Below are 15,180 nucleotides of genomic sequence, written 5' to 3'. Positions count from 1 at the left end.
ACCCATCGCTCCCCCTTTCTTGCGACCGGGGGAAACCAGCTGTCCGTCTCTCTTGGCGACCGCTGCAAAACCGTGTGGTCCGCTGCGGTGAAGCGCCCTCTAAGGTGACCCCGCGATTCGGTCAAACACTAATTTCAAAAATGTTTTCAACAGAACCCGGTGGATGTTCCATCGTCCTCAAACCATCGAAGCGGTGGCACTGCCGGTCCTGCTCCCCATATACAAAATGCAGTCGACAATCGCCTCTGGAGAATGCATGGCCGACATAGACCCCAAACAGGCATCGAAGGGCCGCTGGATTTTTCAGTGTGGCCTCAAGGGCCTCTGCCCCCGCTGCGGCAAGGGGCCGATGTTCCGCAGATGGCTCAAACTGCAGGATCACTGCCCCAGTTGTGGGCTGGACTACGGGTTCGCCGCGCCTGATGATGGCCCGGCTTTCTTTTCTCTCTGCATAGTGGCGTTCCCGCTCACCTTCTTTGCAGTCTGGCTGCAGGTTCGGTTCGAGCCGCCGCTGTGGGTCCACCTTGTGACGTCCTTCCCCTTGCTGGGTCTGGGGTGCGTTCTTCCCCTTCACTACATAAAGGGATGGCTGGTCGCTTCCCAGTATGTGAACAAGGCGCAGGAAGCAGGGACCGAAAAGCTCTGGGCGGACCTGAACTCCAGACATTCAGGAGACGCGGAAAAGCCCTGAAGGCCGCCTTGCGGCGCGAACCCGGAGGGCTTGCGCCTTGCACTTTTGAGCGATGCGCGTATAGGGCGTCGCGAAAACGTGCGCGCGATTCCTGCGCATGTCGTGGTCTGCGCCAGCGACACGATGGCAAACGCCGGTTTCGGCACCGCCCTTTGATGTACCAGTGTTTATCGAGGATAGAAGTTGATGAGCGATCGCAAGGCAGAGGCCGCCACCTTGGCTCCTTCGGCCGTTCTGGAGCCCACCGGAGCGTTGACGGTGGAAGAAGTGCTGTCCGTACGCCATTGGAACGAGCATCTCTTCAGCTTCAAGATCACGCGACCGGCTTCGTTTCGCTTCCGCTCGGGCGAGTTCGTCATGATCGGCCTGCCTGGCGACAACGGGAAGCCGATCCTTCGCGCCTATTCCATCGCTAGCCCCTCCTGGGCCGAGGAGCTCGAGTTCCTTTCCATCAAGGTTCCGGATGGCCCGCTGACATCCAAGCTTCAGCTGATCCAGCCCGGCGACCACATCTACCTCGGCCGCAAGCCCACCGGGACGCTGGTGACCGATGCGCTCCTGCCCGGCAAGCGGTTGTTCCTGTTCGGATCGGGCACCGGCCTTGCGCCGTTCCTCTCCCTCATCCGTGACCCTGACGTTTACGAGTACTTCGAGCAGGTCGTGGTGGTCCACTCAGTGCGCACTGTGGCGGATCTTGCCTTCCGCGAAGAACTGGAAAGCCAACTGGCGGGTGATCCGCTGGTGGAGGATCAGGCCCTGCTGCAGCTTACCTACGTGCCTACGGTGACGCGCGAGCCGTTCCACACGACGGGGCGCATTAATACGCTGATCGAGAACGGCCGCCTGTTCCAGGGCCTCAAAGGCGAAGCACGGCTTGATCCCGCGACCGATCGCGTGATGCTGTGCGGCTCGATGGCGATGAACAAGGACATCGCCGCAATGCTGGAAGGCATGGGCTTTACCGAAGGCTCGAACAACAAGCCCGCCGATTTCGTCATTGAGCGCGCTTTCGTCGGTTGAGACGAACACAAGCCGCCTGAAGACGGCCTGCCCCTGCCGGGCGGGCCGTTTTTTTTGTGCAAGCTGCCGGACGGCTAGGGATCGAAAAGCGGCCAGCACCATCTACCTTCATCTGTCGAGTGATGCGGGAACGCCGTGCGCATCCGCGTGTTAGCGGATGCAGCAACAGGAGGTTCGCACGTGTCGCACGGTTCCGCCGACTTTTCCTTTTCCCGTCCTGATCGGATGATCAACGAGCTTGGCGCGGAGTACACCGGAGAAGGCACGCATTTCGGCGTGTTTTCTGAAAACGCCGAAGCCATTGAACTATGTCTATTCTCCGAGGATGGGGAGGAGGAGACGGCGCGCCTCGAACTGCCCTCCCGCGAAGGGTCGATCTTCTCAGGCTACCTGCCCGGAGTGAGGCCGGGCCAGCTTTACGGTTTCCGGGCGCACGGGCCCTATGATCCGGCGAACGGACACCGCTTCAACCCGAACAAGCTGCTGCTCGACCCCTATGCGCGCGAGGTGTCCGGTTCACTCCACTGGGATGATGCGCTGTGGGGCTATGACCTTCTGACCGGTGACGACACCACGTTCGACACTCGCGATTCAGCCGCGTTCATGGTGAAGGGGGTCGTCCAGGACCCGGACTTCGACTGGGAGGGTGACAAGGCGCTGGCCCGCCCGTGGACAGAGACGATCATCTACGAGGCTCATGTGCGCGGCCTCACGATGCTGCACCCGGACGTTCCCGAAGCTCTGCGCGGAACGTACGAAGGGATGGCCAGCGAACCCATTCTCGATCACCTCAAGAAGCTGGGCGTCAGCGCGATAGAGCTGCTGCCTTCCCAATTCTTCCTTGATGACAGGATGCTGCTCGACAAGGGACTGTCGAACTACTGGGGTTATCAGACGCTCGGCTTCTTCGCGCCGGAACCGCGCTTCCTGCGCAACGGCGATCTGGCGCCCCGCGCCATCCGTCAGTTCAAGGATATGGTGAAGCGGTTCCACAAGGCCGGGATCGAAGTCATCATGGACGTGGTCTACAACCACACCGCCGAAGGATCCGAAAAAGGCCCGACCCTCAGCTTCCGAGGGCTGGACAATGCCAGCTACTACATGCTCAGCCCGGAAAACCCGCGGTTCAGCTTCGACAACACGGGCACGGGCAACACCCTTTCGGTCGCGCACCCGATGGTCATGCGGATGGTGCTCGACAGCCTGCGCTACTGGGTGCAGGTCATGCACGTGGATGGCTTCCGCTTCGATCTGGCATCGACACTGGGACGTGAAGGCCACGGTTTCGACCGCGAGGGCGGCTTCTTCGATGCCATTCGCCAAGACCCTATCCTTTCCGGCGTAAAGCTGATCGCGGAACCATGGGACATCGGCATGGGCGGTTACCAGGTCGGCGGCTTCCCACACCCGTTTCGGGAGTGGAACGACAAGTTCAGGGACGATGTCCGGGCCTTCTGGCGCGGTGACGAGGGGCTGGTGGGAGACATCGCCCAGCGAGTCATCGGGTCGCCCGTCCAGTTCAACCATTCCGATAGAGCTGCCACCAGCTCGATCAACTTCCTGGCGGCGCACGACGGCTTCACGCTGATGGACACAGTGTCCTTCAACGATCGCCACAATGAGGCGAATGGCGAGGAAGGCGCGGATGGTCACGACAACAACATTTCGGACAACATGGGCTGCGAAGGGCCGTCCGAGGACGAAGGCCTCAATGCGGCTCGCGCGCGGCGCCGGCGGGCCATGGTCGCAACGCTGATGATCAGCCAGGGCGTTCCCATGCTGTTGTCGGGCGACGAGATCGGCAACAGCCAGCAGGGCAACAACAACGTCTACTGCCAGGACAACGCCACGGCGTGGATCGACTGGGAAGCGGCGGACGGGGCGTTCCTGGATTTCTGCAGCCGCATGATCGAATTGCGCCACCAGTTCCCCGTGCTGGCGCAGGAGAACTTCCTTCTCGGCAAGACCGGCGACAACGAGCGTGTGGAAGTGGCATGGTTCCAGCCGGACGGGCGCGAAATGGACGAGGAGCTGTGGAGCCAGGCCGGCCTGCGTGTGCTGGGCGTGCTGGTCGACTATTCCACGCGCGAAGTGTTCCTGGATGGCGGCCGTCCGCTCTTTGCAGTGCTCAACGCGGGTGACGGGCTGAACTTTGCCCTGCCGGAAGGCAGCTGGGTCCGAATGCTCGACACCGCGAGAGACGATCCTTTCGCGGAAGAGCCGATCGGCGAGGGGGTGGCCGCCATCTCTCCGGCAAGCGTCTGCCTGTTTCGCCCTTCCTGATGGCCCGGCAGACCTGGGGCGCTCGCCCGCTCGACGACACGCGCTGGTCCTTCGCTCTGTGGGCGCCGGATGCCAGCAGCGTTGAACTGGAACTTGCCGGCAAAGCCCTGTCCGCGGCACCGGACGGCGACGGAGGGTGGCGCGTGGAGGCCGCCGCCGCGGCGGACCTGCCGTACCGCTGGATGATCGACGGCACGGCCTATCCCGACCCCGCAGCGCGCGCGCAGATGAGCGACGTCCACGGCCCGTCCCGTCTGGTCGATCCGCGAGCCTTCACATGGAGCTGCGAGTGGCCGGGGCGCCCCTGGCACGAGGCGGTGATCTACGAATTGCATGTGGGCACGTTTACGCCGGAAGGCACGTTCCGGGCCATGATCGACCAACTGCCTCGCCTTGCCGAGCTCGGCGTTACCGTCATCGAGCTGATGCCCGTCGCCCAGTTCGAAGGCGCGCGGGGCTGGGGTTATGACGGCGTACTGCCTTACGCTCCGCACCCGGCCTATGGCACGCCCGACGATCTGCGTGCGCTTGTCGATGCCGCCCACGGCCTCGGCCTCAGCGTACTGCTCGACGTGGTCTATAATCACTTCGGGCCTTCCGGGAATTACCTCGGCGCGTGGTGCCCGTCCTTCTTCCACCCCGAGCGGGCCTCACCCTGGGGGCAGGGCATTGCGTTCGAGACGCCGGCCGTGCGTGAGTTCTTCATCGAAAACGCCCTGCACTGGCTGGACGAGTATCGCTTTGACGGACTTCGCCTTGATGCCGTTCACGCGATTGAGGATCACTCAAGCCTTCATTTTCTGGACGAACTGGGTCAGCGGATACGCGCGCGGGGTTACGAGCGGCCGATTCAACTGGTGACAGAGGACGAGCGCAATCTTGCCCGTTACTTCGCGCCGGATGCGCCTTATGACGGCACCTGGAACGATGACTGGCATCACGCGGCGCACTGCCTGCTCACCGGCGAGGACGAGAGCTACTATGCTCCGTTTGCAGTGGATCCCGTCGGCGATCTTGCGACGGCACTTGCCGATGGGTACGTCGAGCAGGGGCAGGTTCGCAAGAACGGCGATGCTGAAGGCCGTGGTGAGCCTTCGGGTACCCTCCCGCGCACCGCCTTCGTGAACTTCCTCAGCAATCACGACCAGGTCGGGAACCGCGCGCGGGGCGAACGGCTGCACCACTTGACAGACGATGCGCACGCGTATCGCGTCGTGACCGCCCTCACCCTCCTTGCCCCCTTCCCGCCCATGCTGTTCATGGGAGAGGAGTTCCTCACCGAAGCTCCCTTCCAGTTCTTCGTCGATTTCGGGGGCGATCTGGCCGAGGCTGTCCGCAAGGGCCGCGCACAAGAGTTCGCAAGATTCAGCAGCTTCGGGGGAGAGGTTCCGGATCCTGTTTCCCGATCCACCTTCGAGGCCTCGAAGATCGGGAGTCCCAGCCGCTCGGAGCAGCAGGAACACCAAAACTTCATCCGTAAGCTTCTGGAGCTGCGGCGAAAGCATGTCATTCCGCTGCTGGGCAAAGACCCGCATCCGGTCTCCAAGGTGCGGCGAAGTGAGTCTGACATATCCGCCCGCTGGGATTTCGGCGGCGGCGCGCTGCAGATCGACGTTCGCCTGGGAAGTAGCGCTGATCCCTTCCAGCCGGGTTCCGAACCCTTCCTGCTCCTCACCGATGAGGCATCTCCCTTCGCCTTCTCGGCGAGCGTCACCCCGGAATGATAGCAATGCCGTTTCCCACTCCCGTCGCCACCTACCGTCTCCAGCTGCGCAACGGCGTCGATCTTGATCGCGCGATCGGCCTTCTCCCGTGGCTCCGCCATCTGGGTGTGAGCCACCTGTACCTTTCTCCGCCCTTTCAAGCGGCCCAGGGATCGACTCACGGCTACGATGTGATCGATCCGACCCGGATCGATCCTGTCCTGGGAGGTGATGACGCCTTCCTCCGCCTGGCCAACGCGGCCAGGGACGTGGATCTTGGCATCATCGTCGATATCGTACCGAACCACATGGCCTTCGTCCCGGACAACCCCTGGCTTGCCGACGTCCTGCGGAACGGCCGAGACAGCGAACATGCCAGGATTTTCGACATAGACTGGGACCGCGGGCGCCTGCATTTTCCCGTGCTGGACGGAACCCCCGCAGACCTGCTCGCGAACGGCGATATCGGCATGGAAGGCCCGTCCGACGATCCCCGCCTGAGGATCTACGACCGTTTTTATCCCCTCCGCCTGAGCCCTCTATCCGAAAAGCTTGCCAGGGACCCTGCCTTGCTGGACGACGCGACGATGGCCCGCCTGCTGGACGAACAGCACTGGTCGGTCGGCCACTGGCGCGCGAGTGCTGCGGACATCATCCACCGGCGGTTCTTCAACATCACCGAATTGATCGGCGTGCGCCAGGAGGACCCCGACGTCTTCGCGTTGACGCACCGCTGGATTATAGACCAGGTCGGCGCGGGTCGCATTCAGGGTCTGCGCGTGGATCACATCGACGGCCTGGCTCGCCCCGGAGCCTATCTGCACCACCTGCGTCAGGCGGTGGGCGACACCCCGATCTGGATTGAGAAGATCGTAAAGGCAGGCGAGGATCTTCCGGCCTGGCCGATCGAAGGCATGAGCGGCTACGAGTTCATGACTCCCGTCACCCGCCTTCTCACCCATAGCGAGGGCCTCGATACCATTCGCGAAGCATCCGACGGTGCCGTTCCGGCCGACTATGCGCAGGAAGTGCGCAAGGTCCGCCGGGAGTTGCTGGACGATGTCTTTCTTCCCGAGCGGCGCCGCGTCGTTACAGCAGCCATGGCCGCCCTGGCCGCTGCGGACGATCTTCGGGCTGACCTCGACGAGGCGATAGCTACGCTAGCCTCACTGTGGCCGGTCTATCGCTCATACGCGGCCGATCTCGTGCCATTGTCCAAACTGATCACCGATGCCGTGGCCACACCGGAGGCGGCGCACTGCAAGGCGCTGCTTGACCTGTTGCGGGCACCGGACGATCCCCTCGCCCGCGCCTTCGCCGCCCGCTTCGAGCAGCTAACGGGCGCGCTCACTGCGAAATCGGAGGAGGACACCGTCTTTTTCCGCAGCGTAGCCTATCTGCCGCTGTGCGAAGTCGGATCGGAACCGGACCTTGGCAGCCTCGACGCGGAGGCGTTCGCCACGCAGATGAGGGAACGCGCGGACCGAACTCCCCTCGCGCTGAACGCTCTCTCCACTCACGACACCAAACGTTCCGCTGATGCGCGGGCCGTGCTCGTGGCGCTCAGTCACTTTCCTGCCCTCGCGCGCCGCCTCTACGACAAAGCGCGGCGGCAGGCCCGCGAGGCGAACCTTCCCGAGGGCTGGGGTCTCTACGCCCTGCAAACGGCGCTCATGCTGGCCGGCGAATCCGAAGCGCACGAGCGCATCGCCGACCATATCGCCAAAGCCATGCGAGAGGCCAAGGATCTCTCCCGTCATGAACTGCCCGATGGGGCTGCGGAGGATGCGGTGATCCAGCTCTGCCGCAACCTCCATCACGAATACGCTGCAGGTGGCCTCCTCCACCCAGCGGAGCGGGACGCGCTGAGGGCGGCGATAGAAACGCTCGTGCTCGCCCAGGCTGCGCTGCAGCTTACCGCCCCCGGCATTCCGGATATTTATCAGGGAACGGAAGGGGTCGCGATTGGACTGACGGATCCTGACAACCGGCGCGCGGTCGACTGGGCTGCTCTGGAAACTGGCAACGCCACGACCCTTGCGTCTCGCAAAACAGAACTGACCCGCGCGTTGCTGGCGCGGCGGCGCTCGCAGCCGGATCTGTTCGCCCGAGGCTCCTACACCCTACGGACGGAAGACGACGCATGGGTCGTGGAGCGCCGCCTGGAGGAGGAAAGCTTCACCCTGCGGATCCCCTGCCCCTCGTCACAGCACGGCTCCTCGACCCGCAAGTCGTAAATTTCATTGCGATAACGCAGTATTTGCTCAAGGCTTCTGGCGGCCCTTTTTACTGGAGAATGCCTTGACCGGCTCCTTGTCGCGCCGCATCGTTGTGCTCTGCGCGACGATATGCCTCTTCCTCGCCATCCTGGCGGGACTGCTTCTTGAAGGTGCCGCCCAAACGCGGAGCAGCCTTGAGTGGGTGACGCATTCCACGCAGGTGATGCGCACTGCCAACCAGGCGCTCCTGCATCTCCAGCAGGCCGAATCCGGGGAGCGCGGATTCCTCCTGACCCGCCAGCCTGACTTCGGTGAGACCGTCCAGGACGAGGTGGCCGCCTCCCGCAAGGCGGCCGCCGAACTTGTGGCACTGACCAGCGACAATCCGGCCCAAAGCCTGCGCGCCAAGCAGATCCGCCTCCTGATCCATCAACGCGCCACCTTGCTTGAAGAGATAGCCCAGCAGGCGTCGAACGGCGATTTCACGACAGCGCTGAACGCGGTCGCCTCGAGGCGTGGTCGAAATCTCATGCAGCTCGTCAACGGGCGGGTGGGTGATCTCCTCGCAGCCGAGCGGCACCTGTCCACATCCCGTACGGCAGCCGTGAAACGCCGACTCGACTTCATTACCTGGGTCGTGCTGATCGGCGTGCCGCTCGGCATTGCGGCGGTGACGTTGCTTGCCGCCCTGCTCGTGCGCCGCATACGCCGTCCCATGGAAGCCATGATGACGGTCATGAGCCAGCTCGCCGCCGGGGATCGATCGGCACGCATCCAGACGGCCATGGAGTCCAGCGAGTTCGAACGCCTCGCACGCGAGTACAACGCCATGGCCGATCAGCTGCAGGCGGCCGTTGCGCATCAGGAGGAGAGCCAGGACCGCCTTCACGCCGCCAACGCGGAACTGAGCCGCAACACTGAAATCCTGCAGGAACGCGGCGAAGTCATCGAGCTGCTGGGCGGCATGGCACACCGTATGCAGGCGGCGCGCACGGATGAGGAACTCGCCGCCATCATCCGCGTTTTCGTGCCTCGGGTGCTGCCGGATCTTCCGGGGGCGCTCTACACCCACAACAATTCGCGTAACCTGCTGGCGCCTCTGGCGTGCTGGGGCGGTCTGGAGGTTCCCGCGGCCGGCTTTGCGCCGGAGCAGTGCTGGGCTCTGCGGCGCGGGCGCAGCCATCACGTGGCCGGTCCGCAGTCGGACGTCGTCTGCGCCCATGTCGACCGGCAGGTCGATTGCTACCATTGCGAACCCCTGCTCGCCGGCGGCGAAGTCATCGGCGTCCTGTATCTCGCCGGAGAGGTGGAAGCCGAGACGCGCTTCCGACTGACGGTTCTTGCGGAGAACATCGCATCCGCGCTCGTCAACCACCGCCTGCAGCGGGGCCTTCGCGAACAGACGATCCGCGATCCGCTCACCGGCCTTTTCAATCGCCGCTACATGGAAGAAGCGCTGCCGCTGGAGATCGCCCGCGCTTCCCGTTCGGGCGATCCGGTGAGCCTCGTGATGTGCGACGTGGATCACTTCAAGCGCTTCAATGACGAGTTCGGCCACGACGCTGGGGATGCGGTGCTGCAAGCGGCGGCGGCGGAGATGCGCAAGCGTTTCCGCGAAGGGGATGTCGTATGCCGTTTCGGCGGCGAGGAGTTTACGATCATCGCGCCGGGAACCTCGGCCACAGCGCTGTCAGGTCGCGTCGATGTAGTGCGCGAGGCGATCAGTCAACAGGTGGTGCAGGAGGGCGGCCGCACCCTCGGCTCGATGACCATGTCCTTCGGCATCGCGACCTGGGAAGAAGGCATGGAGCGCGACGGATCAACGCTCATAAAGGCCGCGGATGCGGCGCTTTACCGCGCGAAGCGGGAAGGCCGCAACCGCGTGGTCGTGGACGAGCGCTCGGCCGCCATCATCGACGGCGGAGGAGGTGCGAAGGCCGGGTAGGCCGACCTTCCGCCTACGCCCGCAGTCTCGCGGCGTGCCATCCCACGTGCTCGGCCATGAAGGTGGAGATGAAGTAGTAGGAATGGTCGTAGCCTTCCTGCATCCGCACGGTTGCCGGCTGGCCCGCCTTCTCACACGCATCGACCAGAAGGTGCGTCTTCAGCTGTTCCTCAAGGAACCCGTCAGCCGTCCCCTGGTCCACGAGGATATCGGGCACGCGGCAGCCGTCCTCGATGAGGGCACATGCGTCGTACTGGCGCCACCCAGCGCGATCCTCGCCGAGGTAACGGGTCAGCGCCTTGACACCCCATGCGCATTCCAGCGGGGAGACGATAGGAGAGAACGCGCTGACCGACCGGAAGCGGTCGGCGTTGCGCAGCGCCAGCGTGAGAGCGCCGTGACCGCCCATCGAATGCCCGGTTATGCCCTGCCGCGCCATGTCGGCCGGAAAGTGGTGCGCCACCACTTCCGGCAGTTCGCGTTCGATATAGGAGCGCATGCGGTAATGCTGCGCCCAGGGCTCCTGCGTTGCGTCGACGTAAAAGCCGGCGCCTTTTCCGAAGTCGTAGGCCTCATCATCAGGAACATCGTCCCCGCGCGGCGAGGTGTCCGGGGCAACGAAGATGATGCCATATCGTGCGCAAGCCTCCCGGAACTCCCCCTTCTCGGTCACATTCGCATGGGTGCAGGTAAGGCCTGAAAGATACCACAGGACCGGCAGCCGCACGCCTTCCTTATGATCGGGCACGAAGACGGAAAACGTCATGGGCGTTCCGGTCTCCAGGCTGGCATGGCGGTATACGCCCTGTTTGCCGCCATGGCTCCGGTTGGTTGAGACAGTCTCCAGTTCCATGATCACACCTGCGCCGTGTGCCACAGGCAGATCTTGTTGCCCGTGGCATCGCGCAGGTAAGCGCCATAGGCACCCGGGAACATCTCCCTCGGTCCCGGCTCACCCTCGCATGTGCCGCCGTTGGCAAGCCCTGCGGAATGTGCGGCAGTCACCGCCTCGGGAGTGGCGGCCGCAAAGCCGATAGTGCCGCCGTTGGCGAAGCTGGCGGCATTCCCGTCCCGGGGGATCACTGCCGCGAAGAAACCCGTGCCGTTGCTGTAGCCGACGCCGCGCCCTTCGTTGAGCAGGGTGCCCTCCCCGTATCCGAGAGCACCCAGGACCGCGTCATAGAAGCCCTTGGCAGCCTGAACGTCGTCTGTGCCGATCATGATGTGCGTGAACATCCCTTTGCCCCTCAGTAGACCACGACGGAGCGGATGGATTCACCCGAATGCATGAGGTCGAAGCCCTTGTTGATCTCTTCAAGCGTCAGGACATGAGTGATCATGGGATCGATCTCGATCTTGCCGTTCATGTACCAGTCGACGATCTTGGGCACGTCGGTCCGGCCCTTGGCTCCGCCAAACGCCGTGCCGCGCCAATTCCGCCCGGTGACGAGCTGGAAGGGACGGGTCGAGATTTCCTTGCCCGCCTCGGCCACGCCGATGACGATCGAGGTACCCCAGCCGCGATGGCAGGCTTCGAGCGCAGTGCGCATGACTTCCGTGTTGCCGGTGCAGTCGAAAGTGTAGTCCGCCCCCCCGTCAGTCAGCGCCAGGACCTCGGCTATGATCTGGTCACGGCTTTTGCCCTTCGCATCGATGAAGGCATTCATGCCGAAACGGCGCCCCCATTCCTCCCGATCCGGATTGAGGTCAACGCCCACGATCAGACCGGCGCCTGCAAGCCTGGCGCCCTGGATCACGTTAAGGCCAATGCCGCCAAGGCCGAAGACGACCACGTTGTCACCGACCTCGACCTTGGCGGTATTCACCACCGCACCCACCCCGGTTGTCACGCCGCACCCGACATAACAGCTGGTCTTGAACGGAGCATCCGTCCGGATCTTGGCGACGGCGATCTCCGGGAGCACGGTGAAGTTCGAAAACGTCGAGCACCCCATGTAATGGAAGATCGGCTGCCCTTTGTAGCTGAAGCGCGTGGTGCCGTCCGGCATCAGGCCCTGTCCCTGCGTGGCGCGAATGGCGGTGCAAAGGTTCGTCTTGCCGGAGAGGCAGGATTTGCACTGCCGGCATTCCGGCGTGTAAAGCGGTATCACGTGATCGTCGGGCTGCACGCTCGTCACCCCCGGTCCGACCTCCCGCACAATGCCGGCGCCCTCATGGCCCAGAATGGAAGGGAAGATTCCCTCGCTGTCGAAACCATCAAGCGTGTAGGCATCGGTATGGCAGATGCCCGTCGCCATGATTTCCACCAGCACTTCGCCTTCCTTCGGCCCCTCGAGATCGACTTCCACGATTTCAAGCGGCTTTTTCGCTTCGAAGGCTACGGCGGCGCGGGTCTTCATACGGTATCTCCTTGTCTGGAGCCGTTCTAGCGACCTGCCATCGCATCGTTAATAGGGTTCCTCGAAAAAGCGCGGCCTTGTGCAGAGCGCGAATTCAGGCGGCGGGCATCGGCCTGGCCGACACCCCCTCCCCGACTCCTTGCGGCGCGGACAATCGCACCATGCGCCGCCAGGCGTCAGCGGCTGCCGAAGGCGTAGCGCACGTTGATGCCAAACTCGCGAGGAGCGGTCGTCGTCACGCCTGTGTAAGTGCTGTTGAACGTCGTGGCTGCACCGCCCGCCTGAATGTTGCGATAAGACGTGAACAGCGGATCGGTCCGGGTCAGCGTCTTGGTGGTGTTCAGGATGTTTTTGGCGAACAGCGACACCTCCCAGGCACCCTTCGGGTCGCGGATGCCGGTGTAGAGATTGAGCAGTCCGTAGGAGCCGACGTCATCGAACACGTTGACCGGATCGGATTGCGATCGGCCAAAGACGTTCAGCAGGCCGCGTAGATACCCGTCCATGTTGTCGTTCAGGGCGAAGGTATATTCGCTCGTAAGGGTCGCGCTGAACGGTGCCTGGAAGCCGGAACGCTGATTCACGCGGCACGCGGAAAGATTGTCATCGCCGACTACCGCTCGCAGGTCGTCCAGCGAAGGTGCCGCGGTCACCGCATCCGGCACGCCATCCCCGTTCAAGTCATTGCACGGCACCAAGCCACCCTTGATCTTGCCGACCGAGTAGCTGGCGATCAGGCCGACATTCCAGCCGTCCATCACGTCGAACCCGATATCGCCTTCGATGCCGTTCACCTCCACGGGGACGGCGCCGACGAAGTTGAACTGCGTCACGACCGGGTTCGCCACATTGGTATAGTCGATGTAGTAAACTCCACGTCCGCCGGTACGGTAGGGATAGTTCTTGAACGTCTGGTGATAGGCGGTTGCATTGAGCCGCAAGCGACCACCCATCAGCGTACTTTTGAAACCCAGTTCGTACGACTTGGACGTTTCGGCGGGTAGGTTGACGAAGCTCTCTTCAAGTTCCGACGGTCGCTGGCTGAAGTCCCCGACCACGTTGATCCCGGGGCGCCAGGAACTTCCCGTGCTTGCATAGACCATGAAGTCGGGCGAGAAATTGTGCTTGATTGACGCTGAGTAGATCCACTTCTTCGCGTCCTGGCCGACGGTCTTCACCAGTGCGTCGTTGATGATCAGCCCGTTCTCCGATTTATAGGAAATGTGCCGGAGACCACCGGAGATCTCGGTGCCCTGTCCGAGATGAGCCGTGATGTTTCCAAAGAACGACTGCTCGTGGCTTTCGGAGGTGCGCTCAATGGCGGTGTCGATCGTGGCGTAGACGATGCCCGTGGATGCTCCCGGTGCAGTGGGGAAGCCTAGAATGGTGGGTCGGGTCAGAACGGTCGGATTGTCGTTCCTGTAGTCGAAGTAGCCGACGACATAATCGAAGATGTCGGCAATCCGTGCATCGTTCTGCAGGCGGATCTCGTGCGAAGTCGCTTTCGGTGTCGAATAGGTGTCCTGATTGATCGCGCCGGGAAAGAAATTCGCCTCGTCCTGCACTTCCACACCCCGGATCTTCTGAGTGTAGTGCTGTCCTTGATAAATCAGGACCTGCCCCATCCCGGACGCTTCCGCACGCCAGTTGTAGATGTCGTACACCTGGTGAATCGGACGCGGCGCTTCCATGATCGACCGTCGATCGGAGCTGTCGATATAGATCGGGCTCGCGGGGGCGTCCGGATTGACTTCGCTGAAGGAGGCAACCTGGTCATACAGATACGCCCGGCGGTCGAGCTTCTGGTACATGCCCTCCAATCTCAGCCATTCCAGAGGCTGGACAAGCGCGGAGATGCGGCCACTCTTGGTGCGGGAGAACGGATCGCGCGATGGCGTGATCGGACGGACGCGGTCCGCTTCGTTTTCATCCCAGACGCCGGCGACGCGGATCGCAGCGATGCCTTCGATCACGGGTACGTTGACGCCGCCCTTGAAGTTCAACGTGCCGATATCGTTGGCCGTCATGTCGGCAAAGCCACCGAAGGTATACAGGTCAGGCTTCTTCGCGCCGATCGTGATCGAGCCGGACGGCGCCGCGCGGCCGCGCAAGGTGCCCTGGGGGCCGCGCTGCACCTCGATCTGCCCGATGTCGTAGATCTGCTGGAGGACGACGCCGGCCGTGATCGGAGCATCGTTGAAGTAGAATTCCACCGTGGGGTTCGTGCCGCTGGCCGACACGTCGAAGTTCACGCCGCGAAGGCGGCCGCCCCCGCCGACGCCGTTCGCCTCGGTGGTGAGTTGAAGGCCGGGCACAACCGTCGAGACTTCCCTGAAGTCACGCAGGTTCAGCTTGGCGAGATCGTCAGCCGTAACCGTGTCGATGACGGCAGGAACATCCTGCACAGCCTCGTCTCGGCGTCGTGCCTGGACGATGATGACGTTACCCGGCGCGGCTTCATCGACGGCCGCGTCCGTGCTCTGCGCAAAGGCCGGAGTGGAAAGGCCCGCCAGGCTGGCGGAGCACAGGAGCACAGACGAAAGCAGCCTCATCACATCATCCTCGTTATTGGTCTTATCCCTCTGGCTGTTCGCCGCGATCCCTTGAGATCTCCGGAGGCAACCAGCAGCCACCCCGGCCGAGCCCGGGCAACTGTGTGATCAATCCTGCGAGAGGATCGGTCGGTCCAATCAGGCTTTCTGCAGTCCCTGGCTGGTCCTGCCAGCATACGTAGAGGTCTGCAGCGAATGAAGCGGCTGGAATGAACATCTTCCCTGCGATCATAGGATGTTCGATCTTCGCCCACGCGATGTATGGCGCACATCGACGAAGCTCCGACTTCTTCGTAATGTCATGGAAGTCATCGATATTTCAGAGGCTTACGTGTGGGGCTCCTGGGCGGGGAAAGCGCGAAGAAATTGGTAATGCCAGTCCTTCTTCGAGGGCACAGCGGTGGACA

10 protein-coding genes are annotated in these 15,180 nt (G+C 63.0%); 6 read left to right on the top strand and 4 right to left on the bottom strand.

Annotation, left to right across the window (positions count from 1 at the left end; genetic code table 11):
- Positions 1 to 256: 256 nt before the first annotated feature.
- From C2R25_RS08450 to C2R25_RS08425, 6 genes are all read left to right on the top strand, one after another.
- Positions 257 to 691 (top strand): DUF983 domain-containing protein, encoded by a 435-nt coding sequence (locus C2R25_RS08450; RefSeq protein WP_103728818.1) that lies wholly within the window; start codon positions 257 to 259, stop codon positions 689 to 691.
- Between the two features lie 186 nt (positions 692 to 877).
- Positions 878 to 1,711: a ferredoxin--NADP reductase gene (locus C2R25_RS08445; RefSeq protein WP_103728810.1), complete on the top strand. Its 834-nt coding sequence runs from the start codon at positions 878 to 880 to the stop codon at positions 1,709 to 1,711.
- Between the two features lie 180 nt (positions 1,712 to 1,891).
- Positions 1,892 to 3,994: a glycogen debranching protein GlgX gene (gene glgX / locus C2R25_RS08440; RefSeq protein WP_233203847.1), complete on the top strand. Its 2,103-nt coding sequence runs from the start codon at positions 1,892 to 1,894 to the stop codon at positions 3,992 to 3,994.
- On the top strand, positions 3,994 to 5,718 hold the full coding sequence (treZ, locus tag C2R25_RS08435) for a malto-oligosyltrehalose trehalohydrolase (RefSeq protein WP_103728809.1): 1,725 nt from the start codon (positions 3,994 to 3,996) through the stop codon (positions 5,716 to 5,718). The genes glgX and treZ overlap by 1 nt, the downstream gene beginning before the upstream one ends.
- Before the next feature lie 5 nt (positions 5,719 to 5,723).
- Complete coding sequence (treY, locus tag C2R25_RS08430) at positions 5,724 to 7,934, top strand: malto-oligosyltrehalose synthase (RefSeq protein ID WP_103728808.1); 2,211 nt, start codon at positions 5,724 to 5,726, stop codon at positions 7,932 to 7,934.
- A 64-nt stretch (positions 7,935 to 7,998) separates the two neighbouring features.
- A complete protein-coding gene (locus C2R25_RS08425) occupies positions 7,999 to 9,861 on the top strand; it encodes a diguanylate cyclase (protein WP_103728807.1) in 1,863 nt (620 codons plus the stop codon).
- A 13-nt stretch (positions 9,862 to 9,874) separates the two neighbouring features.
- Here C2R25_RS08425 and fghA read toward each other — a convergent pair whose 3' ends face one another.
- The 4 genes from fghA to C2R25_RS08405 form a co-directional block, all read right to left on the bottom strand.
- Positions 9,875 to 10,714, bottom strand: a complete 840-nt coding sequence (fghA, locus tag C2R25_RS08420; RefSeq protein WP_103728806.1) for an S-formylglutathione hydrolase — start codon at positions 10,712 to 10,714, stop codon at positions 9,875 to 9,877.
- Positions 10,715 to 10,716: 2 nt separating this feature from the next.
- The gene (locus C2R25_RS08415) at positions 10,717 to 11,097 is read right to left on the bottom strand and encodes a VOC family protein (protein ID WP_103728805.1); all 381 of its coding nucleotides are present in this window, start codon (positions 11,095 to 11,097) and stop codon (positions 10,717 to 10,719) included.
- 11 nt (positions 11,098 to 11,108) lie between these two features.
- Positions 11,109 to 12,221, bottom strand: a complete 1,113-nt coding sequence (locus C2R25_RS08410; RefSeq protein WP_103728804.1) for an S-(hydroxymethyl)glutathione dehydrogenase/class III alcohol dehydrogenase — start codon at positions 12,219 to 12,221, stop codon at positions 11,109 to 11,111.
- A gap of 176 nt (positions 12,222 to 12,397) precedes the next feature.
- Entirely contained in the window at positions 12,398 to 14,773 is a 2,376-nt protein-coding gene (locus C2R25_RS08405) for a TonB-dependent receptor (RefSeq protein WP_103728803.1), read from the bottom strand.
- Positions 14,774 to 15,180 lie beyond the last annotated feature (407 nt).

Source organism: Novosphingobium sp. HII-3, assembly GCF_002916655.1.
Lineage (GTDB): Bacteria > Pseudomonadota > Alphaproteobacteria > Sphingomonadales > Sphingomonadaceae > Novosphingobium > Novosphingobium panipatense.
Note: the sequence above shows the minus strand (reverse complement) of the source record. Positions and strands in the feature narration are given on the sequence as shown.